This is a genomic window from Chromobacterium sinusclupearum, from assembly GCF_002902845.1.
Classification (GTDB): Bacteria; Pseudomonadota; Gammaproteobacteria; order Burkholderiales; family Chromobacteriaceae; genus Chromobacterium; species Chromobacterium sinusclupearum.
The window spans coordinates 1-26,478 of sequence record NZ_PPTF01000064.1 but is presented as its reverse complement, the minus strand read 5'-3'; the positions used below and the strand labels follow the sequence as shown (position 1 = coordinate 26,478).

21 protein-coding genes and 1 pseudogene are annotated in these 26,478 nt (G+C 64.0%); 15 read left to right on the top strand and 7 right to left on the bottom strand.

The window, feature by feature from the left end:
- The 5 genes from C2134_RS13430 to bluB all read left to right on the top strand — a co-directional run.
- Positions 1-954: ABC transporter substrate-binding protein (locus C2134_RS13430; protein WP_103320715.1), on the top strand; the 954-nt coding region annotated here is incomplete at its 5' end.
- Complete coding sequence (locus tag C2134_RS13425) at positions 951-1,973, top strand: FecCD family ABC transporter permease (protein WP_233196445.1); 1,023 nt, start codon at positions 951-953, stop codon at positions 1,971-1,973. The genes C2134_RS13430 and C2134_RS13425, both read left to right, overlap by 4 nt.
- A 31-nt stretch (positions 1,974-2,004) precedes the next feature.
- Entirely contained in the window at positions 2,005-2,607 is a 603-nt protein-coding gene (gene cobO, locus C2134_RS13420) for a cob(I)yrinic acid a,c-diamide adenosyltransferase (RefSeq protein ID WP_103320687.1), read from the top strand.
- Position 2,608: 1 nt separating this feature from the next.
- Positions 2,609-3,901 (top strand): cobyrinic acid a,c-diamide synthase CobB, encoded by a 1,293-nt coding sequence (locus C2134_RS13415; RefSeq protein WP_103320686.1) that lies wholly within the window; start codon positions 2,609-2,611, stop codon positions 3,899-3,901.
- Positions 3,898-4,551 (top strand): 5,6-dimethylbenzimidazole synthase, encoded by a 654-nt coding sequence (gene bluB, locus C2134_RS13410; RefSeq protein ID WP_103320685.1) that lies wholly within the window; start codon positions 3,898-3,900, stop codon positions 4,549-4,551. Before C2134_RS13415 ends, bluB begins: the two co-directional genes overlap by 4 nt.
- A 218-nt stretch (positions 4,552-4,769) precedes the next feature.
- Here the strand turns inward: bluB and C2134_RS13405 are convergent, their stop codons facing one another.
- Both C2134_RS13405 and C2134_RS13400 read right to left on the bottom strand, forming a co-directional pair.
- Positions 4,770-5,018 (bottom strand): helix-turn-helix domain-containing protein, encoded by a 249-nt coding sequence (locus C2134_RS13405; RefSeq protein WP_103320684.1) that lies wholly within the window; start codon positions 5,016-5,018, stop codon positions 4,770-4,772.
- A 12-nt stretch (positions 5,019-5,030) separates the two neighbouring features.
- Complete coding sequence (locus tag C2134_RS13400; RefSeq protein ID WP_103320683.1) at positions 5,031-5,591, bottom strand: DUF2975 domain-containing protein; 561 nt, start codon at positions 5,589-5,591, stop codon at positions 5,031-5,033.
- A 386-nt stretch (positions 5,592-5,977) separates the two neighbouring features.
- On the opposite strand from C2134_RS13400, the gene C2134_RS13395 reads away from it, so the two are divergent.
- Positions 5,978-7,732: an ABC transporter ATP-binding protein/permease gene (locus C2134_RS13395; RefSeq protein WP_103320682.1), complete on the top strand. Its 1,755-nt coding sequence runs from the start codon at positions 5,978-5,980 to the stop codon at positions 7,730-7,732.
- 85 nt (positions 7,733-7,817) lie between these two features.
- Here C2134_RS13395 and aqpZ read toward each other — a convergent pair whose 3' ends face one another.
- Positions 7,818-8,507, bottom strand: a complete 690-nt coding sequence (gene aqpZ, locus C2134_RS13390; protein WP_103320681.1) for an aquaporin Z — start codon at positions 8,505-8,507, stop codon at positions 7,818-7,820.
- 516 nt (positions 8,508-9,023) lie between these two features.
- Between aqpZ and C2134_RS13385 the strand changes: the two genes are divergently transcribed.
- Positions 9,024-10,424 (top strand): L-serine ammonia-lyase, encoded by a 1,401-nt coding sequence (locus C2134_RS13385; RefSeq protein WP_103320680.1) that lies wholly within the window; start codon positions 9,024-9,026, stop codon positions 10,422-10,424.
- A 115-nt stretch (positions 10,425-10,539) separates the two neighbouring features.
- On the top strand, positions 10,540-11,061 hold the full coding sequence (locus C2134_RS13380; protein ID WP_103320679.1) for a GNAT family N-acetyltransferase: 522 nt from the start codon (positions 10,540-10,542) through the stop codon (positions 11,059-11,061).
- A gap of 102 nt (positions 11,062-11,163) precedes the next feature.
- Here C2134_RS13380 and speA read toward each other — a convergent pair whose 3' ends face one another.
- Positions 11,164-13,044, bottom strand: a complete 1,881-nt coding sequence (speA, locus tag C2134_RS13375) for an arginine decarboxylase (RefSeq protein ID WP_103320678.1) — start codon at positions 13,042-13,044, stop codon at positions 11,164-11,166.
- A gap of 472 nt (positions 13,045-13,516) precedes the next feature.
- Here speA and astE point away from each other — a divergent pair, with 472 nt between their 5' ends.
- Positions 13,517-14,500 carry a succinylglutamate desuccinylase gene (gene astE, locus C2134_RS13370; protein ID WP_103320677.1) on the top strand — a complete coding sequence of 328 codons (984 nt, stop codon included), beginning with the start codon at positions 13,517-13,519 and terminating at the stop codon, positions 14,498-14,500.
- Between the two features lie 72 nt (positions 14,501-14,572).
- Here astE and clpB read toward each other — a convergent pair whose 3' ends face one another.
- Positions 14,573-17,152 carry an ATP-dependent chaperone ClpB gene (gene clpB / locus C2134_RS13365; protein WP_103320676.1) on the bottom strand — a complete coding sequence of 860 codons (2,580 nt, stop codon included), beginning with the start codon at positions 17,150-17,152 and terminating at the stop codon, positions 14,573-14,575.
- Positions 17,153-17,248: 96 nt separating this feature from the next.
- On the bottom strand, positions 17,249-19,279 hold the full coding sequence (locus tag C2134_RS13360) for a methyl-accepting chemotaxis protein (protein WP_158248771.1): 2,031 nt from the start codon (positions 19,277-19,279) through the stop codon (positions 17,249-17,251).
- A 335-nt stretch (positions 19,280-19,614) separates the two neighbouring features.
- On the opposite strand from C2134_RS13360, the gene mnmC reads away from it, so the two are divergent.
- Entirely contained in the window at positions 19,615-21,618 is a 2,004-nt protein-coding gene (gene mnmC, locus C2134_RS13355) for a bifunctional tRNA (5-methylaminomethyl-2-thiouridine)(34)-methyltransferase MnmC2/FAD-dependent 5-carboxymethylaminomethyl-2-thiouridine(34) oxidoreductase MnmC1 (protein WP_103320674.1), read from the top strand.
- Between the two features lie 2 nt (positions 21,619-21,620).
- Here the strand turns inward: mnmC and C2134_RS13350 are convergent, their stop codons facing one another.
- The gene (locus C2134_RS13350; protein ID WP_103320673.1) at positions 21,621-22,046 is read right to left on the bottom strand and encodes an acyl-CoA thioesterase; all 426 of its coding nucleotides are present in this window, start codon (positions 22,044-22,046) and stop codon (positions 21,621-21,623) included.
- Between the two features lie 433 nt (positions 22,047-22,479).
- Between C2134_RS13350 and C2134_RS13345 the strand changes: the two genes are divergently transcribed.
- The 5 genes and pseudogenes from C2134_RS13345 to C2134_RS13325 all read left to right on the top strand — a co-directional run.
- Positions 22,480-23,268, top strand: coding sequence for an oxygen-binding di-iron domain-containing protein (locus C2134_RS13345; RefSeq protein ID WP_103320672.1), 789 nt, complete (start codon positions 22,480-22,482; stop codon positions 23,266-23,268).
- The gene (locus tag C2134_RS13340; protein WP_103320671.1) at positions 23,265-24,677 is read left to right on the top strand and encodes a type IV pilus assembly protein FimV; all 1,413 of its coding nucleotides are present in this window, start codon (positions 23,265-23,267) and stop codon (positions 24,675-24,677) included. Before C2134_RS13345 ends, C2134_RS13340 begins: the two co-directional genes overlap by 4 nt.
- The gene (locus tag C2134_RS13335; protein WP_103320670.1) at positions 24,661-25,728 is read left to right on the top strand and encodes a hypothetical protein; all 1,068 of its coding nucleotides are present in this window, start codon (positions 24,661-24,663) and stop codon (positions 25,726-25,728) included. Before C2134_RS13340 ends, C2134_RS13335 begins: the two co-directional genes overlap by 17 nt.
- A 20-nt stretch (positions 25,729-25,748) precedes the next feature.
- Positions 25,749-26,291 (top strand): GTP-binding protein, encoded by a 543-nt coding sequence (locus C2134_RS13330; protein ID WP_103320669.1) that lies wholly within the window; start codon positions 25,749-25,751, stop codon positions 26,289-26,291.
- A 1-nt stretch (position 26,292) separates the two neighbouring features.
- Positions 26,293-26,478 (top strand): annotated as a pseudogene (locus C2134_RS13325) (peptidase M23); the annotation flags it as partial.

Below are 26,478 nucleotides of genomic sequence, written 5' to 3'. Positions count from 1 at the left end.
CCTTTGCTCATCGCCTGCGGCCTGGCCGCGCTGCTGTCCGCCCAAGTCCACGCCACCCGCTACCCGCTCACGGTGGACAGCTGCAACCGCAAGGTCACCTTCCAGCGCGCGCCGCAGCGCGCGGTCAGCCACGACATCAACCTCACCGAGATGATGGTGGCGCTGGGCCTGCAAAGCCGCATGGCCGGCTACACCGGCATCAGCGCCTGGAACAAGCTGAACGCGCCGCTGAAGCAGGCGCTGGGCACGCTGCCTGAGCTGGCCGGCGACTATCCGTCATCGGAAGCGCTGCTGGCCAGCCGCGCCGACTTCTTCTTCGCCGGCTGGAATTACGGCCTGCGCGTCGGCGGTCCGGTGACGCCGGCCTCGCTGGCGCCCTTGGGCATCCATGTCTACGAGCTCAGCGAATCCTGCGCCCACGTGATGAAGCGCCCGGCGGCGAGCCTTGACGATGTCTACCGCGACATCAACACCCTAGGCCGCATCTTCGACGTGGAGCCGCGCGCGCAAAAAGTGGTGGCCGACATGCGCGCCAAGGTGGACGGCGTGGCCGCCCGCGTCGCCAAGCGCAAGGCCACGCCCCCGGTCTTCGTCTACGACAGCGGCGAGGATCGCCCCTTCAGCGCCGGCCGGCTGGCGATGCCCGATGCGCTGATCCAGGCCGCCGGCGGCCGCAACATCCTCAGCGACGTCAACGCCAGCTGGACGCGCGTGGATTGGGAAACCGTGGTGGCGCGCAATCCTCAGGCCATTGTCATCGTCGATTACGGCAAGGTCACCGCGCAGCAGAAGATCGCCTTCCTGCAGAAACACCCGGCGCTGAACAAGATGGCGGCGGTGCGCGACAAGCGCTTCATCGTGCTGCCCTATGACAGCGCGACGCCCGGCATCGCCAATGCCGACGCGGTGGCGACGCTGGCGCGCGGCCTGCACCCGGAGGCCTTCGCCAAGTGATCCGCGCCGCCGTCAATCGTCCGCCGGCCTGGCCGCTGCTGGGCGCCTTGCTAGCCCTGCTGGCGCTGTCGCTGCCGCTGGCTTCCGGCCTGGGTGCCGCGCCGGTGGCGTTCGCCGTCAGCTCCAATGTGCTGCTGCACCAGTTGGGCCTGCCGGTGGCGCCGGCCTGGCAGCCGGGCCAGGACCTGATCATCTGGCAGCTTAGGCTGCCGCGCGTGCTGCTGGGCGGCATGGTCGGCGCCGGCCTGGCGCTGGTGGGCGCGGCGCTGCAGGCCACCACCCGCAACCAGCTGGCCGACCCGCACCTGCTGGGCGTCAGCTCCGGCGCCACGCTGGGCGCGGTGACGGTGCTGCTGTTCAGCGGCAATGCGCTGGGCGGCGCCACGCTGCCGCTGGCCGCCTTCGCCGGCGCCTTGCTGGCCACCCTGCTGGTCGCCGGCATCGCCGTGCGCCAGCGCCGGCTGCAGGCCGAACGTCTGCTGCTGGCCGGCGTGGCCGTGTCCTTCCTGCTGATGGCGCTGGCCAATCTGATGCTGTATCTAGGCGATCATCGTTCGGCCTCAGCGGTGCTGTTCTGGATGCTGGGCGGCCTGGGCCAGGCGCGCTGGGAGCTGCTGCCGGCGCCGCTGGCCGCGCTGTGCCTGGGCCTCGTCGCGCTGCTGGCGGTGGCGCGGCCGCTGAACGCGCTGATGGCCGGCGAGCAGACCGCGGTCACCCTGGGCATCCGCGTGACCCGGCTGCGGCTGGCGGTGTTCGCCGCCTCGTCGCTGCTGACCGGCGCCATGGTCGCGGTCAGCGGGGCGATAGGCTTCGTCGGCTTGATGATCCCTCACATCGCCCGCCGCTGCGTCGGGGCCGACCACCGCCGCCTGCTGCCGGCCTGCGCGCTGTTGGGCGCGCTGTTTCTGATCTGGGTGGACGCCGCCGCGCGCACGCTGATCGCGCCGGAAGACATCCCGGTCGGCGTCGGCACCGCCGCCGTCGGCGGCGCCTTCTTCATCTGGCTGCTGCGCCGCTGACGGCGCGCGCCCCACACGCAAGGACGACACAATGAAAACCGACCCGGCCTCCCACCAGCGCATGACCGAGAAGCGCAAGGCGGGCTTCGAGAAGAAAAAGGCCGCCGCCACCGGCGAGAAGGGCCTGCTCATCGTCAACACCGGCACCGGCAAGGGCAAGAGCAGCGCCGCCTTCGGCATGGGCCTGCGCGCCGTCGGCCACGGCATGCGCCTGGGCGTGGTGCAGTTCATCAAAGGCGCGCTGCACACCGCCGAGCGCGATCTGCTGGGCGGCTTCGACAACTGCGACTTCCACACCATGGGAGAAGGCTATACCTGGAACACCCAGGACCGCGAGGCCGACATCGCCACCGCGCGCAAGGGCTGGGAACAGGCGCAGGCCATGCTGGCAAGCGAGGACTACGACATGGTGATTCTGGACGAATTGAACGTGGTGCTGAAGTACGAATACCTGCAGCTGGACGAGGTGCTGGCTGCCTTCGCCGCGCGGCCGGCGATGCAGCACGTGGTGGTCACCGGCCGCCACGCTCCGGAAGCGCTGATCGAAGCGGCGGACCTGGTGACCGAAATGCGGCTGGTCAAACACCCCTACCGCGAACAGGGCATCAAGGCGCAACAGGGCGTGGAATTCTGAGATGGAAACCCGCCACTGCCCGGCGCTGTTTCTCACCGCGCCCGCCTCGCACCAGGGCAAGACCACGCTGACGGCGGCGCTGGCCCGCCACCACCGCAAGCAGGGCCGCGGGGTGCGGGTGTTCAAGACCGGCCCGGACTTTCTCGACCCCTACATCCTGGAGCAGGCCAGCGGCCACACCGTCTACGGCCTGGACCTGTGGATGAACGGCGAGGACGACTGCCGCGCCCGGCTGCATCAGGCCGCGGCGGAAGCGGACCTGATCCTGATCGAGGGCAGCATGGGCCTGTTCGACGGCACCCCCAGCAGCGCCGACCTGGCCGAGTTGCTGGGCGTGCCGCTGGTCGCGGTGATAGACGCCGCCGGCATGGCGCAGACCTTCGCCGCCGTCGCCCACGGCTTGGCCAGCTTCCGTCCCGGCCTGGTCTTGCACGGTTTGGTCGCCAATCACGTCGCTAGCGAGCGCCATGCCGAGATGCTGGCCCAGCAGTTGCCCGCCCAGCTGCCGCTGTTGGCCGCACTGCGCCGCGACGAGGCGGTTCGGCTGCCGGAGCGCCATCTGGGCCTGGTGCAGGCGCAGGAAATCGCCGATCTGGACGCCCGCCTCGACCGCGCCGCGGCGCAGATCGCGGCCACCGCGCTGGCCGAGCTGCCGCCGCCGATCGCGTTTCCGGCCATAGAACTAGCCGAGATGCCGCCGCTGCTAGCCGGCAAGCGCATCGCCATCGCCCGCGACGCCGCCTTCGCCTTCGTCTATCCGGCAAACCTCGAAACGCTGGTCCAACTAAGCGCGGAATTGGCCTTCTTCTCGCCGCTGGCCGACGCCGCGCTGCCGGACTGCGACGCCATCTACCTGCCCGGCGGCTACCCGGAGCTGCATCTGGGCACGCTGTCTGCCAACGCGGCGCTGAAAGCGGCGCTGCATGCGCACATTGAGGCCGGCAAACCGCTGTACGCCGAGTGCGGCGGCATGCTCTACCTGCTGGACAAGCTGACCAACCTCGAGGGCGGCAGCGTGGCGATGCTGGGGCTGCTGCCCGGCCACGCCACGCTGCAAGAGCGGCTGTGCGGGTTGGGCCTGCAGCAAATGGACTTTCCCGGCGGCGCGCTGCGCGGCCATACCTTCCACTACACCCGGCTGGAAACGCCGCTCGCCCCTACTTGCCATGCCCACAGGGCCAGCGGCGCAGGCGCGGGAGAAGCGCTATACCAACAAGGCAGCCTGCTGGCCAGCTATTTCCACGCCTACTTCCCCTCCAACCCCTTAGCTACCGCGAGCCTGTTCCTGCCATGAACCGATATCCGCAAGCCGACATTGACGCCGTCTACCGCGCCATCCGCGAACGCCGCGACATGCGCCACTTCAAGCCAGATCCGGTCGATCCCGAAATCCTGCAACGGCTGCTGGAAGCCGCCCACTTAGCACCCAGCGTCGGCTTCATGCAGCCCTGGCGCTTCATCCGCATCCGCAACTCCGAGCTGCGCCAACAACTGCACGCGCTGGTGGAGGAAGAGCGCGTGCAGACCGCCCGCGCGCTGGGCGAGCGCGAAGACGCATTCATGAAGCTGAAGGTGGAGGGCGTGCTGGATTGTGGCGAAGTGCTGGTGGCTGCCTTGATGGACGGCCGCGAGCGCCACGTGTTCGGCCGCCGCACGCTGCCGGAGATGGACTTGGCCTCGGTGGCCTGCGCCATTCAGAACATGTGGCTGGCCGCGCGCGCCGAGGGCCTGGGCCTTGGCTGGGTGTCCATCTTCGACCCGGACAAGCTCGTCGCCCTGCTGGCCATGCCGGCCGGCGCGCGGCCGGTGGCGATACTATGCCTAGGGCACGTAGAAGCATTCTATGAAAAACCCATGCTGGAGCAGGAAAACTGGGCACATCGCCAAAGCCTGGCTGATCTGGTATACGACGATAGCTGGCCGGCAGTGCATGATCATGAGTAGCATCTGAAAACGATGGCAGCCGCAACGCCTGTTTGGCTGCGCAGCCCAAGCCCTCACTCAAGATAGGCGCGCATTCCTCAGAGCTATCCTGCGGTGGAACTCCAGGAGACTTGACTCGTGCTTTTTTGCTAAATCCTGTTTGCATCTTTTCCAAGCAGAAGCGGCGGGATCATCTTTGCGCAAGCCCAAGCCATACAACAAAGCTGGTCATTCCAAGCCTAAAACCCAGCCTCCTCATCGGAAGCGCCTTCTTCGCCCGGGGCCGGTGGAATGTATTGCAACAAATCTCCAGGCTGGCAGTTCAGGTGCCTGCAGATCGCCTCCAGCGTTGAAAAACGGAAGCCTTTGATCTTTCCCTGCTTCAGCAATGACAGATTCTGTTCCGTGATGCCGATGGCGTGGGCAAGATCCTTGGATTTGACTTTGCGCTGAACAAGTAGCACGTCCAGGTTGATTTTTATGGGCACAGGATGCTTTCTTCAGATGAATTGCTTGTTCTCGCGCGCCAAAGCCACGCCTTCCTGCTGAATGCGCGCAATCACCATGACCACCGCGGCGATAAACAAACTCTCCAAGTTGCCGCTATCCATGCCGAAAGTAATCTGGCGATGCCCGGCAGGCTGCATCATGGTCAGCCACAGCCCCATCAACGGCTGGACCAGAATCTCGGCCAACACCCACAGCGCAACCCTGGAGCCGACCTTAGCCAGCAAGGACGCGGAGCGCTCAGAGAAGTACTCGCCCTGGGCGTACAAGCGGAACAAGCGCCGCAGCGCATTCAAGCCCTGGGCCAGCACCAGCAAGGGAACGCAGGATATGACTGCGCCGCCTATCCGCTGCCAAAGCGGCACGTCCAGCAGGTTGAAGTTGTGCAGTCCATAAAAACTCTGGCTGGTATCGATGGTGATGCTCAAGCCGGCATCCAGGATGGCTTTGGGAAACAGCCACAGCAAGAGATGAAACAGCAGCATGGCGCAAATGCCAAGAAAGGTGACGCAGGCCATGACGGCGCAGTAGCGGCTTAATCGCGAAGAATTCATCGCTTGTCCTTAGTGTTGTTGCGAAGCGGTGCCGATGGAACGTCGCCCAAGGGCGTTTATTGTGTCACCCGGTCATCTATTTTTATTGTTAAACGATAATTTATTGCTGCGCAAGTTTAACTTTTCCACTGTGGCGCTTCCGTCACACCCCGCCCCCGCCGTCCTTCCCCGCCACAAAACGCCGAAAGCCAAGCCAGGCTTGTCATGGCGGCGACCTTCTTTGTATCAAACAAAAAATGAACGTATAACAAGTAAAAATTATTGTTTTACAGTAATTTTTATTTCCAATACAGTCCTCGCTGCGTGCGAGTGGACAACCCATCTCGCGGTTTGTAGAGGATGTCTGGGCACAGGGATGGCTCGGACGGCAAGAATTGAGGTTTGGCATGAATGAACAACCAGCGCGAGGCACAGCCAGCAAGGGACTGATCGCCAAGTTCCTGACCTTGGCGGCGCCATATTGGCGTTCGGAAGACAGATGGATGGCATGGGCGCTGCTGCTGGCGATCACGGTTTTGAACATCGCCATGGTCTACTGCAATGTCTTGCTCAATCAGTGGAATGGCGACTTCTTCAATGCCTTGCAACAACACGACTGGGAGCGCTTCCTCCAGCTGCTGCAAGTATTCGCCGCGCTGGCCTTCGGCTTCATTGGCTGCGCGGTGCTGATGTCTTACCTGACAGCCATGCTGAATCTGCGCTGGCGGCGGTGGTTGACCGATTTTTATCTTGGGCAATGGCTGGAGGGCCGGGCATATTGCCTGCTGGAGTTGAAAGCCTATGGCACGGACAACCCCGATCAGCGCATAGCCGAGGACCTGAAGGCGCTGACCGCGACATCCTTGAATCTCGGTTTTGAATTGATCCGCAATCTGGCCACCCTGGCCTGCTTCGTCGGCCTACTCTGGCAGCTGTCCGGCCCGCTGAGTCTGGCGCGGATTGGCTGGAACGTCAGCCTTCCCGGCTATCTGGTCTGGGTTGCGCTGGCCTATGCGCTGCTGGGAAGCGGGCTGATGCATGCGCTTGGCCGCCGACTGTCGCGCCTCAATATGGAAGGCGAGCGGCGCGAAGCGGATTTTCGCTATGCCTCGGTACGGCTGCGCGAGCATGCCCAGGCGGTGGCGCTGAGCGGCGGCGAGGATGTCGAGCGCAGCGCGCTCAACCGTCGCTTTCAAGCCATCTGCGCCAACTGGCGCCTGCTGATAGGCGCGGAATGGCGCTTGAACGGGGCGCGCGCCGGCTACGCGCAATTGGCCGTGATTTTTCCGATGCTGGTATGCGCGCCAGGCTATTTTGTCGGCAAGTTCGCGCTGGGCGGCCTGATGCAGGCCATTTCGGCATTCGCCCAGGTGCAGGGCGCCTTGAGCTGGATGGTGAACGCCTATGAGATCCTGGCATCGTGGAAAGCCAATATCGAACGCTTGTCCTCTTTTCAGCGCGCCGCACAGCAAGCGCGGCAGGAGCTGGCGCATAGCCAAATCTCGCGGCACCCTGGAGATGAAATTCGACTCAGCGCCCTGGACGTGTCGCTACCGGATGGGCAGGTCTTGCTGAAGGGCATCAATCTACAGGCGTCCGCTGGGGAGCGCATTGCGCTCAAGGGCGCATCCGGCAGCGGCAAAAGCACTTTGCTAAAAACGCTGGCCGGCATCTGGCCATGGGGAAAGGGCCGTATCACCCTGCCGGTGAATAAAGTGATGTTCTTGCCGCAGCGGCCGTATCTGCCAATTGGCACCTTGCGGGAGGCCATCAGCTACCCCGCGGCAAGCGATGCCTTTTCCACGGTGCAGCAGACATTCGTGCTCTCGCAGTGCCGGCTGGCGCATTTGACGCCGCAGCTGGACGAAAACTGCAATTGGTCGACCCGGCTATCCGCCGGCGAACAGCAGCGCCTGGCCCTGGCCAGAGCCTTATTGCACCGGCCGCAGTGGTTGCTGCTGGACGAGGCCACCTCGGCACTGGATCTACCCGACCAGCAGCATTGCTACGCGTTGCTGCGCACAGAGCTGCCTCATTGCACGATCATCAGCGTTTCTCACCAACCGGAGGTGGACGCTTGCCATGACCGGGTCTGGCAGATAGGCGACTACAGCCTCGGGCCATCGATTGACGCGGCAATCCTGAGCCGCGGCGGCGGCTAGGCAGCAGATGGCGCTGTCAGGATCCGGTAATCGTTCCACATCGGCGAAGGGCGACGCTTGCCGCCCTTCCTGGTGGATGAACAACTTACTCCGATTCGCCGGCAATCCAACGATACACGCGCGCCCCCAGCGCCGCGCCTATGATAGGCGCCAGCCAGAACAGCCACAGCTGCCGCACCGCCCAATCGCCGACGAACAAGGCCACGCCTGTGCTGCGCGCTGGATTGACCGAAGTATTGGTGACCGGAATGCTGATCAGATGGATCAGCGTAAGCGCCAGGCCTATCGCCAGCGGCGCGAAACCCGCTGGCGCGCGCTTGTCGGTGGCGCCCATGATGACCAAGAGGAAAAACATGGTCATCACCACTTCGCACACCAAGGCCGCCAGCAGCGAATAGCCGCCCGGCGAGTGCTCTCCATAGCCATTGGACGCAAAACCCTTGGCCACATCGAAACCGGCCGCCCCGCTGGCGATCACGTACAGCACCGCCGCCGCAGCAATCGCGCCCAGCACCTGCGCCATGATGTACGGCCCGAGCTGCCTGGCGGGAAAACGACCGCCCGCCCACAGCCCGATGGACACCGCCGGATTCAAATGGCAGCCGGAAATATGGCCGATAGCGTAAGCCATGGTCACCACAGTCAGGCCAAAAGCCAGCGCCACGCCCGCAAAGCCAATGCCCACATTGGGAAACGCCGCCGCCAGCACCGCGCTGCCGCAGCCGCCCAGCACCAGCCAGAAAGTACCCAGAAACTCTGCTGCGTAGGATTTCATCGCCGCCCCTCTTCAGGTTTCGAAAAGAACAGGCCAATACGCGCCAACCCAATGCGCATTGAATGCCTGAACGATAGTCGTTTAACCATAGCAAATGAAACAGCAATCCTGCTCGCCGCCAAGCCGCAAGCGGACCAACATCCTTGCCCCCGCTTACCAAGAACCTGTACAAAGTTTTTCCGCACGCACTGGCTTAAGCCATAACCCGATGCGTGGCGGAAGGCGCAAACTTTGGTTATTTCAAAGCCAGACTTGGCACCCATGCCGATGTGCGCCGGCCATCAGCAAAGCGCTGCGCCAAGCGCCTAAAAAAACAAAGACATATTCCAAATAAGACCATATTCTTGGCAGGGTGGTACTGGATGGCGCTCTAGGTTAATCTGCCGACGATAAAGCTGGACCCATTGCCTACTGCGCCCGTCTCAGCAACCATTACAATACATATTAAGCGACGCCCCGCGGCGCCCGACAACAACCCGGACCCGATCCGGGACTTTCCCTTAGAGAAGCATTACCATGGCAATCAGTGTTTTCGACCTGTTCAAGATCGGCATCGGCCCGTCCAGCTCCCATACCGTGGGACCGATGCGCGCAGCCCGCCAATTCATCAGCCGCCTGGAGAAGGACGGCTTGCTGGACGCTACCTTCCGCGTCAACGCCGAGATGTTCGGCTCGCTAGGCGCCACCGGCAAAGGCCACGGCACGGATGTGGCGGTGTTGCTGGGCCTGCAAGGCGAGCAGCCGGATCTGGTCGATACCGATGCGGTGGACGGCATGCTGGCCGCCATCCGCGAGCAGCGCAAACTGAAGTTGCTGGGCAAGCGTGAGATCGATTTCATCGAAGGCGAGCATCTGGTGCTGCATAAGAAGAAGACCCTGCCCTACCACCCCAACGGCATGATCTTCGAAGCCTTCGCCGCCGATGGCCAAAGCCTGTCCAAGCGCGCCTACTACTCCGTCGGCGGCGGTTTCGTGGTCGATGAGGCGGCCATCGACGCCGGCTTCGTCCCGCCGGGCGTCACCGAATTGAAGCACCCGTTCAAGAGCGCGGCCGAGCTGTTGGCGCTGTGCCAGCGCCACGGCAAGAGCATCAGCCAGATCATGCTGGAAAACGAACTGGCCTGGCGCAGCGAAGAAGAAGTGCGCGCCGGGCTGTTGAACATCTGGAACGTGATGCAGGCCTGCGTCAAGCGCGGCTGCGACCGCGACGGCATTCTGCCGGGCGGCATGAAGGTAAAACGCCGCGCCGCCGATATGCACCGCAAGCTGCTCGCCACACCGGAAGCCGCCATGCGCGACCCGCTGACGGTGATGGACTGGGTCAATCTGTACGCGCTGGCGGTCAATGAAGAAAACGCCGCCGGCGGCCGCGTGGTCACCGCGCCCACCAACGGCGCGGCCGGCATCATCCCGGCCGTGATGCACTACTACGCCCGCTTCGTGCCGGGCGCCAACGATGACGGCATCGTCCGCTTCCTGCTGACAGCCGGCGCCATCGGCATCCTGTTCAAGCTGAACGCGTCGATCTCCGGCGCCGAGGTAGGCTGTCAGGGCGAGGTGGGCTCCGCCTGCTCCATGGCGGCCGGCGCCTTGTGCGAAGTGATGGGCGGCACGCCCGAGCAGGTGGAAAACGCGGCCGAGATCGGCATGGAACACAACCTGGGCCTGACCTGCGATCCGGTCGGCGGCCTGGTGCAAGTGCCGTGCATCGAGCGCAACGCCATGGCCTCGGTCAAGGCGATCAACGCGGTGCGCATGGCGCTGCGCGGCGACGGCCAGCATTTCGTGTCGCTGGACCGCGTGATCAAGACCATGCGCGACACCGGCATGGACATGAGCACCAAGTACAAGGAAACCGCCCGCGGCGGCCTGGCGATCAATGTGATCGAGGTGCCGGTCAACATCGTGGAATGCTGATCCGCACCGCCTGAGAAAATGCGGCCATGGCACTCCGCCATGGCCGTTTTTTCGCACTGGCATCCGTGTCGACATGCTGGCACACTGAACCCGAACCTATACGCAAGAATACCCCGTGCACGCACTTGATATCGAAACGCCCCGCCTCCGCCTGCGTCCGCTTCAGGAACAGGACGCCCCGTTCATCCTGGAGCTACTGAACGAACCCGCCTTTATCGCCAACATCGGCGACAAGGATGTGCGCGATCTGGACGGCGCTCGCCAATACATTGCGAAAGGCCCGCAAGCCAGCTATCAACAGCATGGCCATGGCCTGCTGCTGGTGGAGTTGTCGGACGACGCCACGCCGGTCGGCATCTGCGGCCTGGTCAAACGCGATTGCCTGCCGCACCCGGACATCGGCTACGCCTTCCTCGAACGCCACTGGGGCCGAGGCTATGCCTGCGAGGCCGGCGCGGCCTGCCTGGACCACGCGCGCGACGTCCTGAACATCGGCGTTGTCGTCGGCATTACCGCGCCGCACAATCAGGGATCGATCCGCGTGCTGGAGAAGCTTGGCCTGCGCTACGACCGCCTGCTGGAGCTGCCCGGCATTGAGGGGCCGAGCCTGTACTTCGTTCCTGCCGAAGAGAAATAGGCGCGCCCAAACGACGCCGATTGACCTTATCCGCGGCGTCCAAGCCAGACATGAAAAAAGCCGGGCTAATGCCCGGCTTTCTTTTTAACCCTGATTTTCAGATCAAACAGACAAGTAGGACGACTGCTTCAAACCGCGGCAGAACTCGGCGAAGAACTGGCTGCGCTCTTCAGCGCTCAGATCGCACTCGCGCGTTTTGGCCTCGTAACGGTTCAGCAGATCTTCCGGCGACAGGTGCACGTAGCGCAGCATGTCCTCGATGGTGTCATGCTCTTCGATGCCGGAAATCTCCAGCTCGCCGCCCGCGCGGACGTATACGTTCACCGAGTCGGTATCGCCGAACAGATTGTGCATGTCGCCCAGGATTTCCTGATAGGCGCCCACCAAGAACACCGCGATCAGGTATTCATCGCCCTGCTTCACCTCATGCACCGACATGCTGGACTCGATGCTCTGCTGGTCGACATACTGCTTCAGCTTGCCGTCGGAGTCGCAGGTCAGGTCCTGCAGCACCGCGCGGCGGGTTGGCTGCTCGGCCAGGCGATGCAGCGGCATGATGGGCAGCACCTGGTCGATGGCCCAGGTATCCGGCAGGCTCTGAAACACCGAGAAGTTGCAGAAGTATTTGTCGGCCAGGCGATCCGTCAGCTCGTCATACACTTGGCGCTGCGAACGCTGGCTGGCCTGCAGCTGATTGTGCAGACGGCGGCACAACGCGGCGTGCACATCCTCGGCCAGCGCCTTTTCCTTCAGCGACAAACGGCCTTCGGCATACATTTCGCCCACTTCCGATACATAGTGGCTGGCGCGGTAGTAGATTTCGGTGACCAGCTCTTCGTCATTGAGGCTGGCCAAGCCGACCAGCTTGCGCAGCGGGCGGGACAGCTCATCGATGTTGTCGATCGGGTCCACGGCATCCGGCAGGCGCTCGACGTCGGTCACGTTCATCAGCAGCACGGCATGGTGCGCGGTCATGGCGCGGCCGGACTCGGACAGGATGCGCGGATGCGGGATGCCGTTCTCGTCGCAGAACTCGGCCAGCATGGAGACGATCACGCGGGCGTATTCGTCCATGTCGTAGTTGATCGAGCTGTCGTTGCGCGAGTGGGTGCCGTCGTAATCGACGCCGAGGCCGCCGCCGACATCGACATGATCCACCGGCATGCCCAGGGCGCGCAATTCGGCGAAGTAGCGGATGGCTTCGCGGAAGCCGATGCGGTAATCGCCGATATTGGCGATCTGCGAACCCATGTGGAAATGCATCAGCCGCACGCACTCAGACAGATCGGCAGCGGCCAGCTTGTCGGTGGCGGAAATCAGTTGGCCGGCCGACAGGCCGAACTTGCCCTTTTCGCCGCCGGTGTCGGACCACTTGCTGGACGCCAGGGACGACAGACGCACGCGCAGGCCGATATTGGGCTTGATGCCCAGCTTGCGCGACTCCTCGATCACCAGATCGACTTCCGATTCTTTTTCGATAACGATGAAAACCTGATGGCCCAGGCGTTCGCCGATCAGCGCCAGACGGATGAACTCGCGGTCTTTGTAGCCATTGCAGACGATGGTGCAGCCCTTGGGCGCCAGCGCCAGCACGGCCATCAGTTCCGGCTTGGAGCCGGCTTCCAGGCCGATGGAGACGTCGGGCGTGGCGATGATGCTCTTGACCACCGCCTCCTGCTGGTTCACCTTGATCGGATAGATGGCGGTATAGCGGTTGCCATAGCCCTGCTCCGAAATCGCCTTGTCGAAAGCGCCGCACAGGCGGGCGACGCGATCCTGCAGGATGTCCGGGAAGCGGACCAGCAGCGGCAGGTCCAGGCCCTTGGCACCCAGATCATGCACCAGCCGGTACAGATCAATTTCCTTATGCTGGCGCGCATTGGGACTCACGACGATATTGCCGTTGTCCCCGACATCGAAATAACCAGCCCCCCAATGCCGGATGCCATACAGGCTCCGGCTATCAGCCACAGACCAAGCCATGAGTTTTCCTCTCAGAACTTATGATGGATAACCCCGCTCCTTAGTGCACGGCTTTCGGGCTCTACAGCTTTTATGTGGGCCTGGGATGTCGGAGCGAAACAGAGTGAATTGTAGTTGTTGCACAGCGCAAACGAGCGCGGATTGTAGCAACATCAGGCTGATTGACAAGTAAAAAAAATCTCGCGGCGGCACAGCGGCCCGCGCTCGGCGCGCAACCCTGTGGCAATTAGGGTTTGCCCGGGAAAAAATCCATGCTGACAAAACAAAGGATTGCAGGCTCAGCCCCCGCCCAGCCATGACATTCGGCATTTTTCAGCAGATAGTTTCACCGTAAACATTTTCCGCTTCAAACAAAGTTTTTCGTCAAATTCGCAACACCTTGCCGCCCCTCGCGCCGGCCTGCAGCATGACGCGCCAATGGCATCGCGCTTACAATCGAATGACCATCTACCCTCCGCACAGCACACGCACCATGAGCCGCTTCTTGCAGCACGCCCTCGCCGCCAATCCCACCCACCCCAGCTGGAACTTGCCCAATGGCCTTTGCGCGCGCTGGCTCGCCCCCGGCTGCGTGCAGCTAGACGGCGCGCCGGACGATGCCGATTCGGTGTTGCTATCCTGCGGCGTGCACGGCAACGAAACGGCGCCGATCGAAGTGGTGGACGGCATACTCTACGATCTGGCCGCCGGACGGCTTGCCCTGAATTGCAGGCTGCTGGTGATATTCGCCAATCCGCAGGCGATCCGCGACGGCGCGCGCTACAGCCAGTACGACATGAACCGCCTGTTCAACGGCGCGCATCGCGCGCAACCAGAACTAGCCGAGTCACAACGCGCAGCGCAACTGGAGACTCTGGCCGCCGGCTTCTTCCATGCAGCGCGCAAGCGCAGGCTGCACTATGACCTGCACACCGCCATCCGCGGCTCAGTGTTCGAGAAGTTCGCCATCTATCCCTATCTGCACGAGCGCAGCCACAGCCGCGAACAACTTGCCTGGCTGCAGCAATGCGGCATCGAGGCGGTGCTGCTGCATAGCCAGCCGGCCAATACCTTCAGCTACTTCACCAGCCGCCACTGCGCGGCGGACGCCTTCACGCTGGAACTGGGCAAGGCCAGACCGTTCGGCCAAAACGATCTGGCGCGCTTTGCCGGCATAGACCAAGCCTTGCGCAAACTGCTATCCACGCCCGACGCCGCCATCGCGCCGCTGGACGCGCCAAGCCTGCCGCTATTCCGCGCCAAGTACGATCTGGTCAAGCACAGCGAGTCTTTCTGCCTGCATCTGGCCGATAGCGTGGAAAACTTCACCGAACTGCCGGACGGCATGCTGATTGCCGACGATGGCGACACGCGCTACGTGGCGGCCGGCGGCGCGGAGCGCATCCTGTTCCCCAACCCGAAAGTCAAACCGGGCCTGCGCGCCGGCATCGTGGTGGAACCGGCCACGCTGGACTGAGCTGCCGATAAAACAAAACCGCCTGCGACATACATCGCAGGCGGTTTTCTCACTCAATCCACGCCATCAGGCTCAATCGAACACCAGCTGTTCGTTGCGCGCGCCCACCAGCACCGTGGACTTAGGCGGATACTTGCCCGCCAGAATGGCCTTGGCCAGCGGGTTTTCCAGCTCCGACTGGATGGCGCGCTTCAACGGACGCGCGCCGTAAACCGGGTCGAAGCCGGCCTCAGACAACAGCGCCAAGGCTTCATCGCTGATCTGCAAATTCAAGTCGAGCTTGGCCAAGCGCGCCTCTAGACTCTTCAGCTGGATGCGGGCGATGGACTGGATATGCTTCTCGTCCAGGCCGTGGAACACCACCACCTCGTCGATGCGGTTGATGAATTCCGGCCGGAAGTGCGTCTTCACTTCCGCCATCACCGCCAGCTTGATCACTTGATAATCGTCGGTGGCCATGGCCTGTATTTGCTGGCTGCCGATATTGGACGTCATCACGATCACCGTGTTCTTGAAGTCCACGGTGCGTCCCTGGCCATCGGTCAGCCGGCCGTCGTCCAGCACCTGCAGCAACACATTGAACACGTCCGGATGGGCTTTTTCCACCTCGTCCAGCAGGATCACGCTGTATGGCTTGCGGCGCACCTGCTCGGTTAGGTAACCGCCTTCCTCGTAACCGACGTAGCCCGGCGGCGCGCCGATCAGGCGAGCCACGGAGTGTTTCTCCATGTACTCGGACATGTCGATGCGAATCAGATGCTCCTCGCTGTCGAACAGGAAGCCTGCCAGCGTCTTGCACAGCTCGGTCTTGCCGACGCCGGTCGGCCCTAGAAACAGGAACGAACCATACGGTTTGTTCGGGTCGGCCAGGCCGGAACGCGAGCGGCGGATGGCGTCGGCCACCGCGGTCACCGCTTCGTCCTGCCCCACCACGCGCTGGTGCAGCACGTCTTCCATGCGCAGCAGCTTCTCGCGCTCGCCGGTCAGCATCTTGGACACCGGAATGCCGGTGGCGCGGCTGATCACCTCGGCAATCTCTTCCGCGCCCACCTGGGTACGCAGCAAGCGGTTGGGCTTGCTCTCGCCCGCGTCGCCGGCCGCTTCCGCGTCCTTGAGGAGCGCTTCCAGTTGCGGCAGCTTGCCGTATTGCAACTCGGCCAGCTTCTGCCAATCGCCCTTGCGCTTGAGGTCTTCCATCTCCACCTTCAGGCGGTCGATTTCCTCCTTGATGCTCTGCGTGCCTTGCTGGGCGGCTTTCTCAGCCTTCCAAATCTCTTCCAGGTCCGCATACTCGCGCGACAGATCGGCAATCTCGTCTTCGATCAGCTTCAAGCGCTTTTGCGACGCTTCGTCGCTCTCGCGCTTCACCGCCTCGCGCTCGATTTTCAGCTGGATCAGCCTGCGATCAAGCTTGTCCATCGCCTCCGGCTTGGAATCCAGCTCCATCTTGATCTTGGACGCGGCCTCGTCGATCAGATCGATGGCCTTGTCCGGCAGGAAGCGGTCGGTGATGTAGCGCTGGCTCAATTCCGCCGCGGCGACGATGGCCGGGTCGGTGATGTCCACGCCGTGGTGGATTTCATATTTTTCCTGCAAGCCGCGCAGGATGGCGATGGTGTCCTCCACCGACGGCTCGCCCACCAGCACCTTTTGGAAACGACGTTCCAGCGCCGCGTCCTTCTCAATGTACTTGCGGTATTCGTCCAGCGTGGTGGCGCCGATGCAGTGCAGCTCGCCGCGCGCCAGCGCCGGCTTGAGCATATTGCCGGCGTCCATCGCGCCTTCGGCCTTGCCCGCGCCCACCAGGGTATGGATTTCGTCGATGAAGATCAGGGTCTGGCCGTCGTCTTTGGCCAGATCGTTCAGCACCGCCTTCAGCCGTTCTTCGAATTCGCCGCGGAACTTGGCGCCGGCGATCAAGGCTGCCAGGTCCAGCACCAACAGGCGCTTGTTCTTCAGGCTTTCCGGCACTTCGCCGTTGACGATGCGCTGCGCCAGGCCCTCTACGATGGCAGTCTTGCCCACGCCCGGCTCGCCGATCAGCACCGGATTGTTCTTGGTGCGGCGTTGCAGCACCTGGATGGCGCGACGGATTTCATCATCTCGGCCGATCACCGGATCGAGCTTGCCTTGGCGCGCGCGCTCGGTCAGGTCCATCGTGTATTTCTTCAAGGCTTCGCGCTGGCCTTCGGCGTCGGCGCTCTGCACGTTTTCGCCGCCGCGCACCGCGTCGATGGCGGCCTGGATGGAAGCGTGGCTGCCGCCGTGCTCTTTCAGCAAACGGCCGGTCTCGCCCTTGTCCTGGGACAACGCGGACAGGAACAACTCGCTGGCGATGAATTCATCGCCCAGCTTCATCGCGATCTTGTCGGTGACATTCAGCAGATTGGAAAGGTCGCGCGACACCGTGACCTCGCCGCCATGCCCCTGCACCCGCGGCAGACGCTCCACGGCCAGCTTCAGCGCGGCTTTCAGCCCCGGCACGTTGACGCCGGCGCGAGCCAGCAGGCCGCCGACGCCGCCTTCGCCGTCATCCAGCATCGCCCGCAGCAGATGCTGCGGCTCGATATAGGGGTTGTCGTTTGCCACGGCCAGGCTCTGGGCATCCCCCAGCACCTGCTGGAATTTGGTAGTCAGCTTGTCGAATCGCATGGTCCGCGCCTCCCTGAAACTTGTCGATGTTCTTCATTTGGGGGGCGAGGATAACCATTTCAAGAGCGCGCCATCACACTTTGCCGCATTGCGTCATCAAGTGCGGAACACCCTCACCTCCCGCTTCAGCGAATCGGCCAGCTGCGTCATTTCCCCCGCCGTATCGGCGGAACGCTCTGCCGCCTCGTTATTGGCTTCAGCCAGTTGAGCCACTTGGGCGATCTGTTCGGCAATGCTCGCCACGGTCTGCCGCTGGGTGGCCAGTTCCTGATTGATGGCGGCGACCACGGCCATCGAGCGCTCGGCGTCGGCGACGATGGAGGCCATGGCCTGGCGCGCACTGGCGGTGATGGACGCGCCTTCCGACGCGCAGCTGACCGACTGCCGCATCGCTTGCACCGCCTGCATCGTGGCCTGCTGCATGGCGCTGATCATCTCGCTGATCTGGCGGGTGGACTGGCTGGTGCGTTCCGCCAGCTTCCTCACCTCGTCCGCCACCACGGCAAAGCCGCGCCCCATCTCGCCGGCGCGCGCCGCTTCGATGGCCGCATTCAAGGCCAGCAGATTGGTCTGGTCGGCGATGTCGTGAATCACATTGACGATGTCGCTGATCTGGCGGGCATTGTTTTCCAGGGCCTGCAGGCTGTCGGCGGCATTGTCCAGCGTAGCGGAGATGCGATTGACCTCGTCCACCGCCGCCACCAGGCTGGCGCTGCCGTTTTGCGCCGCTTCGCTGGACGCTTGCGCCACCTCGCTGGCCTGCGCCGCCACTTCTTCTATCTGCTGCACGCCGGCGATCAGCAGGTCGGCATGCTGCGCCATCTGCTGGGCGCTGCTGCGTTGCTCGCCGGACGAGGCCGCCGCCGCGCTGGCCTTCTGCGACAAGTCGCGCGCCGCATGGTCCAGGTTCTCGGCGTGCTGGCCGGTGCGGTTCAAGGCCTGCTGAAAACTATCGAGCAGGCCGTTCAACGCGTCGGCCACCTCGCCGACCTCGTCGCGCCGCTCCATCGGCAGGCGGTACTGCAGATCGTGGTTGTCCTGAATGGCGGCCACTTCGGTCACCAGCCGGCGCACCGGCCGCGTCACCAGCACCCGCGTCACCAACCACGACCCCAGAGCGAGCACCAACAGCAAAATGCCGCAGCCCGCCGCCAGCCAGACCGTCAACATGCGGTTTTCGCGCTGCAGCTCGGACTCGCTCTCGTCGCTGACCAGCAGCCAGTTCCATGGGCCAAAGGTGGCGTAAGACAGCATATGGGCAGCGCTGCCGGTTTCCGTCGGCAGACGCACCGAGAAATTTCCGCTGCCCGCCTTCAGGATATCGCGCAGATACGGTTGCCCATTCGCATCCACGGATTTGTCTATGGCGCGTCCGTTCAGCTTGGGATGCAGCAGATAGCGGCCGTAGTTGGGGGAGGCGGGATTGATGTCGATCACATCGATGTGGCCGCTTTCTTCGAGTTTGACCTTGCCCAGCCGCACCAAGAGGCTGGCGATGCCCTCCGTCGCGCCGACGCCGACGAAAGTGGCGCCGATCACCTTGCCCTCGCTGTCCTTGATTGGGCTGTAGCTGGTGACGTAATCCTTGCCGTATAGACTGGCCAGGCCAATATAGCCGTCGCCGGACTTCAGCTTTGCATAGGCCGCGCTGGCCGGATCCAGCTTGCTGCCCATGGCGCGGTTGCCGTTCTCCATCAACAAGGTGGTGGCGATGCGCACAAAGTCGTCGCCGTCGCGCACGAAGATGGACGCGACATTGCCGCTGACGGTGGAGAAGTGATCGACCATCTGGTTATTGCCATTGATCACCGTATTGCCCATCTGCAAGGTCGGCGTCGCCACGCCGGCCACCGTCACCCTCTGCGCCGGCTTCAGGCTGAAGCCGCTGGGAAATTCCGCCAGGAACACCTTCTCGAATTGGCGCGTGGATATCTTCAGGGATTCATTGAAACCATCCACCATGTTCAAAGACTGTTCCAGCAGCTGGCTCTGCACTTTCTGGGTGCGCTCCAGCAGCATCTTCTGACTGAACAGATACAAGGGGTACATGATGGCGCAGGCCACCACCACCATCAGCAGCGTCTGGGTCAACACCAGACGGCCGCCAATGCTCATCGCTCGCTTCATCACTACTCCCCCGATCCGCCAGCCGCCGTTCCGGCCGCGGGTCATGCGTGGGCCGCGCCGGTCGCTCGCCGGAGCTGGCAAATCGTTGTATGGACGCGCCGCTGTCGCGGCTCGTCGTTTGTTCATCTTATTACATGCGTTCACATCTTGAATGCCGCGGATGAGACAAAATCGGCCGCGCGGCGATCCACGACATCGCATCATGACATATTGATGACGCGACAGGCCTGTCGTGCGCAACTAGCGTCTTCAAGACTGGCCCCGGTGTATGAGCCATGCGACAATCCGGTCCCGGATCAACCTTCGCCCGCCTCCGCCAGGCGGCATCGCAGCAGATGACAAGCTCACCTCACCATGGCGCGACCGCGCCTGCCCAACTGGACTGGCATGACGGACAACCGTTTTCCATCGCCTTCGGCGACGTGTATTTCTCGCGCGATTCCGGACTCGAGGAAACCCGCCATGTCTTTTTGAAGCACAACCAGCTGGAAGAACGCTTCGCCGCGCTGCCGCCGCATGGGCGCTTCGTCATCGCCGAAACCGGATTCGGCACGGGTTTGAATTTTCTTTGCGCTTGGCAGCAATTCGAGGCCTTGGCGCCGGCCGATGCCAGGCTGCATTTCGTCAGCGCGGAGAAGTATCCGCTGACGCCGCGGGATCTGTCCCAGGCGCTGGCGCTATGGCCCGAGCTGGCCCCCTGGTCCGCGCAACTGCTGGCGCAGTACGACACGCTGGCGCCGGGCTGGCACCGCTTCCTGCTAGCCGGTGGCCGCGTCACGCTGACGCTGATGGTGGGCGACGTGCTGGACGCGCTGCCTCGGCTGGACGCCCGCATCGACGCCTGGTTTCTGGACGGTTTCGCCCCCGCCAAGAACCCGGACATGTGGCAGCCGGAGCTGTTCCGGCAGATGGCGCGGCTGTCCGCGCCTGGTGCCAGCTTCGCCACCTTCACCAGCGCCGGCGTAGTGCGTCGCGGCTTGGCAGAAGCCGGCTTCGAGGTGAAAAAAGCCCCCGGCCACGGCCGCAAACGCCACATCAGCCATGGCTGGATCGCCCAGCCGCCGACCGCGGGCTGGCAGCCCCCTTGGTATGCGCGGCCGCCGCAACGCCGGCGCGAGCGCAGCGCCATTGTCATCGGCGGCGGCATCGCCGGCGCGGCCACCGCGCACAGCCTGGCCGTGCGCGGCTGGCAGGTCACCGTGATCGAACGGCTGCCGCGACTGGCCGGCGCCGCCTCCGGCAATCCGCAAGGCGTGCTGTACACCAAACTGTCGCCGCACATGACGCCGCTGACGCAACTGGTGCTGTCCGGCTACGCCTACAGCCTGCGCACCCTGGCCACGCAGCTGCCCAAGGATGGCAAAGACTGGGCGGCCTGCGGCGTGCTGCAGTTGGCTTACGATGCCAAAGAATCGGAAAAACAGCAGGCGCTGACCGCGCTGGGCCTGCCGCTTGAGATCATGCGCAAGCTGGACCAGGCCGAGGCAGGCGAACTGGCGGGCATGCCCTTGCCCAGCGGCGGATTGTTCTTCCCGCAGGGCGGCTGGGTGCATCCGCCGGCGCTAGTGCGCCAGTTGGCAACGCATCCCAATATCACGCACCGCATCGGCCGCAGCGCGCTGGAGCTGAGCCACAATCCCGCAGAGGGTTGCTGGACCGTCAGCGACGCCGAAGGCCCGCTGGCCGCGGCCTCTGTCGTGGTGCTGGCCGCCTCGGCGGAAACCGCCCAGTTCGATCCCACCAGCCACCTGCCCTTAAAGAAGATACGCGGCCAGGTCAGCGAGGTGGCCGCCACCGAGGACAGCGCCGCCCTGCGCACCGTGCTGTGTGGCGAAGGCTACATCTCGCCGGCGCGCCAGGGCCGCCACTGCCTGGGCGCCACTTTCAAGTTCGACACGGACAACCTGACCGTGCGCGAAGAGGAGCACGCGGAGAACCTGGCGATGCTGGCCGAACTGGCGCCGGCTTTGCATGCCGCGCTGGGCCAGTCGCCTCAAGCCATCGCCGGCCGCGCCGCCTTCCGCTGCACCAGCCCGGACTACTTGCCGCTGATCGGCCCCGTCGTCACCCGGCGCGATTTTGTGCGCGCTTACCGCGAACTGGCGCACGACGCCACGCTGCAGCCGGAAACGGACTGCCCGTGGACCGCCGGACTGTATGTCAACGCCGCCCATGGCTCGCGCGGCATGATCACTGCGCCGCTATCCGGCGAAATCCTGGCCGCGCTGTTGGAAGACGAACCGGCGCCGCTGCCGGCGGACCTGATGCAGGCCGTGCACCCCAGCCGCTTCCTGTTGCGCGACTTGATCCGCCGCAAGCTGGCGCTGGATGAAAGCTGAGTTCAGGCTTGCGGCGCGGCCTGCAGGATGGCCTCGCGGATCGGGTCCGGAATCGGCACGGATTTTTCGGCCTTGTAGTCTACCCACACCAGCATGACCTCGGCACTGGCGTATACCGTGCCGGGATCATCCTGCCGGTAGAAGTGGTGGCGCAGCTTCAAGCTGCTGCGCCCCAGTTTTTCCAGCTCGATGGTGATGTCCAGCGTGGCGGGATAGGTCAGCTGCTTGCGAAAAGTGCAGCTGGTGCTGGCCAGCACCGGGCCGATCGCATCCGGCTCGATGCCGTAACCGAGCGATTGCAGCCACTCGATGCGCACCTGCTCCAGATAGCGGAAATAATAGGTATTGTTCAAATGCCCCACCGCATCCATGTCTCCCCAGCGCATGCTGATGACGCGGCGGTCTATCACCGGAAACTGCGTAGTCAAAGCGGCCTCTCCTGCTTGTCATGCAAAGCGACATCATAAACGTAAAATGATGGCAGGCGCCGCACTGGAACAATCCAGACAAATTGTTTTCTAAAGTGTTAAGAAAATGCCTTTTTCATTACATGCCGTCACATAAGCCATCAACAATCATGCTACTCCCCCACCCCGCTCGTCAGCATAATGGCCTCGTCAGTTCGCCAACTCCAAGGAGCCAGCGAGCCGGACGCGATCGAATGGCCAGCCGCATTGCGGCTCGCGTTTCGATCACCTGAGCGAAGGTGCAATTCAGAGCCCCACATGGGGCTCTTTTTTTTCGCCCTACGCCGTTTATGACATATTGATTTCAATCAAGCCCGCCCCCACCAAGACCGCCTAATATCCCAACGTCACGCTCGCCCCAGGCGAGGAACCCGTTACGCAGGCAGAGGTCATCATGGCGCAGGTGCTTTACGACGACGGCAATCACAAGTGCGTCGCCTTCACCGAACTGGTGCAGGGCGACGGCATCCAGGCCAATCAGTTCGCCATCATCGACCAGGGCGAAGGCATCCTGCTCGACCCCGGCGGCAATCTCACCTACAAGCATCTGCTGGCGGAGATGGCCGAATACTTCCTGCCGTCCCATACCCGCTACATCTTCGCTTCGCACCAGGATCCGGACATTGTCGCCTCCGCCAACGGCTGGCTGCTGATCACCGACGCCAAGATCATCATCGCCGAAGAGTGGGTGCGCTTCCTGCCGCACTTCTGCGTGCGCGGCGTCACCGAAGGGCGGCTGATCGCCATTCCGCCGCAAGGCATGCTGCTGAAGCTGGGCGGCTGCGAACTGCGCATCGTGCCGGCGCACTACCTGCACACCGTGGGCTTTTTCCAGATTTACGACCCGCTCAGCAAAATCCTGTTTTCCGGCGATATCGGCGCCTCGCTGATGGACGGCCGCGAAGCCGGCTTGCCGGTGCAGGACTTCGAGCGCCACCTGCGCGAGAGCCATATGGAGGGCTTCCACCGCCGCTACATGAGCAATAACAAGGCTTGCCGGCTGTGGGTGGAAATGGTGCGCCAGCTCGACATCGAATGGCTGGTGCCGCAGCACGGCGGCTCGTACCAAGGCAAGAACATGGTCAAGCGCTTCCTCGACTGGTTCGAGCGGCTGGAATGCGGCACCGACCTGCTCAGCAGCGACGACTACGCGCTGCGGCAAAAACATGAGCCGCTGCCATGAGCGCCGCGTACTGGACCGACCTGGTGTTCGCCCATGCCCGGAGCGGCTGGCTGGCACTGGCGGCGCTGGCCGGCGCGATCGCCATCATGTTGATGTCGCTGCCCCGTCTGCGCCGCATCTCGCCGGCAAACGCCGCCATGCAGACGACGCATGCCGCCCCGCCCTACGCCGGCATGCCCGAACAGACTCCCCTAGCCCAGACGGAAAATGCGCCGGACTACGAAGTGGGCGCCGTCGATGCGCTGACCGAGGTGGAAGTCTTCATTCAGTTCGGCCAGCTGGAAAACGCCGCCCAGGCTTTGCGCGGCTATGTCGAACACTATGCAGGGCATTCCAGGCGACACTTGCAGCGCCTGGCCGAACTGTACCTGCAGCTGGACCACATCCACGACTACGCCGAAACGCTGCGCAGCATGCACGACCAGGCCTTGCTGGACCGGGCGCAACTGGAGGATGCCGTGCTGCAAGGGCTGCGCCGCGACTTCAACAATCTTGAGCTGAGGCTGCTGGCAGAGCAGCGCCTCGGCCTCGGCATGGCGGACATCGCCGCGGCGCTGGGCGACGGCATCGAGGAAATCACGCTGCAAGCCCTGGCCGTGCCCGAACCAGAACCTGAAGCGGCCCCAACCGGCCAGGGCGCGCCGCTGACGCCGGTGCCGCTGGTGGACGGATGCCGGCCGCTGGCGTCGCTAGACGCCATGGAGCGCGACATCGTCTCCAGCCTGCTGCCGGCCGAACGCCAGGCGCGCATCCTGCTGTCAAGCCAGGATTTCCGCCACGCCCTGCCGGTGCTGGAAACCATTCTGCGGCTGCGGCCCGGCTCGCTGTCGCACCGGCTGGACGCCTTGTATGTTCACTACCGGCAACGCGACCTGGACGGCTATTGCCGGACGTTGTGGCAATTCCACTTGGCGCTGGGGCCTTACGGCGCCCGTCTGAAGCAGCAGTTGGTGCATGCCGGCTTGATCATCGGCAGCCATCCGATGCTGAAACAACTGGCGACCGACCCCGACCGCCCCGAGCTGGAAAGAATCGGCCGCCAGGCGGGTTATAGCCCGTTGAGGGCGCCCACGTCCAAACCGTGCCTGCAGCTGGTGGAGCGGCGCGCCGGACCAGGCGGCGACGACAACCCTGACCCGCTGCGCGAGGCCGAGCGCTATCTCGACTACGGCCAAGTGGATCAAGCGACACGCGTGCTGGAGCAGGCCATCCTGTGCCGCCCCGACGACGCAGCGCTATACCCGCCGCTGCTGCAGCTGTACGAACGGCTGGACGATCTGCCGCGCTTCACCTGGCTGCTGCGCCGGCTGAAGGACGATGGCCGGCAACCGCCCGGCGAAATCACTTTGACCTTGAGCGCCTTCGTCCAGGCCATGCAGGAGCGGCGGCATCGTGGACTTGCCGCTTGACGCCTGCCGCCTGCTCCGTCCCGTTTCCGCGCCGGTGACCGTGCTGACAGCCGGCATGGACGAGCGCAAGCTGGCGTTGCTGCGGCTGGCTTTCCGCATGCACGCGGCGCTCGGTTACCGGCTGGCCGTCGACGCCGCCGATGCCCAGCCCGACCTTGCCCTGGTGGATATCGACGGCGAAGGCTGGCCGCTGTGGCAGCGCTTCCGCCAGGCGCACCCCCGACTGCCCGCCGCCATCGTTTCCGCCGCCCCGCCGGAGCGCGCCCCGGCCGCCATCCTGAAAAAACCCTTGCGCGTCGAACAGCTTTTTCCGCTGCTGCGCGAGCTACAGGAAAAACCCGTTGCGGATACGGCCTGGTCGCCGCCCACCGCGCCGCCGCCCAAGCCAAGCGCCCGGCCCGCGCGGCCAGCGGTTATCGAACGCTTTGACCCCGCTAGCGGACTGCTGGGCCAAGCCTGCCTGCTGCAACGCCAGCGCCAGGACGCGCTGATCCTGGCCGACGGCGAACCCATCGTCGCCATCCTGGGCAGCCGCAACGAAGCGCGGCCACTATGCGGCGCAGCGCGGCTGCGCGAGATTTGCCAGATCGACGCCGCAGCCATCCAGCCGACGCCGCTGCCCCGCCCCCCGCTGCCCGCCGAGGCCCCGGTTTGCCCGTTGAAGCCGCTATTGTGGCAACTGGCGATCTGGAGCGCGCGCGGCCGCCTGATCCGCCAGATCCAGGCTGACACCCCGCTGCGCCTGCGCCACTGGCCCAATCTGACCCGCCTGGCGCCGATTCCAGACGCGCTGCGCGTCAGCGCGCTGCTGTGCCGGAGCACGGTCAACCTGCGGGTCATCGCGCGCTTGCTGCGCATCGCCCCGGCCGACTTGTTCGCCTTCCTCGCGGCGGCGCACTGCATAGGCGCGCTGGACATCCCACAAGAAGGGAAGCTGGGCGTCATCGCCTCCCCGCCCGTGCGCGGCCAGCCTCCCCAGCCGGAAGCCGCGCCCGACGCCTCGCGCCGCGGCCTGCTGTCCCGGCTGCTGCGCAAGATTACCGGCCTGTAAGCCATCAGGACTCTCACGCCATGCCAAGCCCAGACAACAAGATCATCTTCGCCGGACCGGTAGGCGCCGGCAAAACCACCGCCATCGCCGCGATCAGCGACATCGAACCGGTGCGCACCGACGCGGCGGCTTCCGACATGACGCTGCAACGCAAAGGGGAAACCACCGTCGCCCTGGATTACGGCCTGTTGCAGCTGGACCAGGACTGCAAGGTGCACCTGTACGGCACGCCCGGCCAGGAACGCTTCGACTTCATGTGGGAGATCGTCAGCCGCGGCGGCATCGGCCTGGTGCTGCTGCTGGACAACACCCGCCCCAATCCGGTCAAGGACTTGCAGTTTTTCCTGAAAGCGTTCCAGCCGCTATTGCGCCAGGCGCCGCTGGTGATAGGCATCAGCAAGACCGACCTCAAGCGCGAGCCGGACGTCGAATCCTACGCGCTGCTGCTGGCCCGCTTCGGCATGCGGCCCCCAGTGTTCGAGGTGGATTGCCGCCGCCGCGAGGACGTCAAGCAGCTGGTGCTGGCGCTGTTGTATTCGCTGGACCCGGGCCTGGAGGCATGAGATGGACGGCACTTTGAAACTGAAAGACAGGCTCTACCCGATGGCCACCCCCGCCGGCGCGTACTTCGCGGTGGCCAGCCAGGAGAAGACCCTCGCCCGCCGCCTGCTGTCGCAGATTCTGCGCCTGGGCCACAGCGTGCCGCTGACGGAAGAACTGCTGGCCGAATGGTGCGACGGCGATGGCGAA

What these genes read in the sequence shown, in the direction of transcription:
- mnmC (WP_103320674.1), top strand. Translation starts at nt 19,615, where the DNA reads ATGACAAGCTCACCTCACCATGGCGCGACCGCGCCTGCCCAACTGGAC.
- speA (WP_103320678.1), bottom strand. Translation starts at nt 13,044, where the DNA reads ATGGCTTGGTCTGTGGCTGATAGCCGGAGCCTGTATGGCATCCGGCAT.
- cobO (WP_103320687.1), top strand. Translation starts at nt 2,005, where the DNA reads ATGAAAACCGACCCGGCCTCCCACCAGCGCATGACCGAGAAGCGCAAG.
- astE (WP_103320677.1), top strand. Translation starts at nt 13,517, where the DNA reads ATGAGCCGCTTCTTGCAGCACGCCCTCGCCGCCAATCCCACCCACCCC.
- clpB (WP_103320676.1), bottom strand. Translation starts at nt 17,152, where the DNA reads ATGCGATTCGACAAGCTGACTACCAAATTCCAGCAGGTGCTGGGGGAT.
- C2134_RS13385 (WP_103320680.1), top strand. Translation starts at nt 9,024, where the DNA reads ATGGCAATCAGTGTTTTCGACCTGTTCAAGATCGGCATCGGCCCGTCC.
- C2134_RS13400 (WP_103320683.1), bottom strand. Translation starts at nt 5,591, where the DNA reads ATGAATTCTTCGCGATTAAGCCGCTACTGCGCCGTCATGGCCTGCGTC.
- C2134_RS13360 (WP_158248771.1), bottom strand. Translation starts at nt 19,279, where the DNA reads ATGAAGCGAGCGATGAGCATTGGCGGCCGTCTGGTGTTGACCCAGACG.
- C2134_RS13345 (WP_103320672.1), top strand. Translation starts at nt 22,480, where the DNA reads ATGGCGCAGGTGCTTTACGACGACGGCAATCACAAGTGCGTCGCCTTC.
- C2134_RS13415 (WP_103320686.1), top strand. Translation starts at nt 2,609, where the DNA reads ATGGAAACCCGCCACTGCCCGGCGCTGTTTCTCACCGCGCCCGCCTCG.
- C2134_RS13340 (WP_103320671.1), top strand. Translation starts at nt 23,265, where the DNA reads ATGAGCGCCGCGTACTGGACCGACCTGGTGTTCGCCCATGCCCGGAGC.
- C2134_RS13395 (WP_103320682.1), top strand. Translation starts at nt 5,978, where the DNA reads ATGAATGAACAACCAGCGCGAGGCACAGCCAGCAAGGGACTGATCGCC.
- aqpZ (WP_103320681.1), bottom strand. Translation starts at nt 8,507, where the DNA reads ATGAAATCCTACGCAGCAGAGTTTCTGGGTACTTTCTGGCTGGTGCTG.
- C2134_RS13330 (WP_103320669.1), top strand. Translation starts at nt 25,749, where the DNA reads ATGCCAAGCCCAGACAACAAGATCATCTTCGCCGGACCGGTAGGCGCC.
- bluB (WP_103320685.1), top strand. Translation starts at nt 3,898, where the DNA reads ATGAACCGATATCCGCAAGCCGACATTGACGCCGTCTACCGCGCCATC.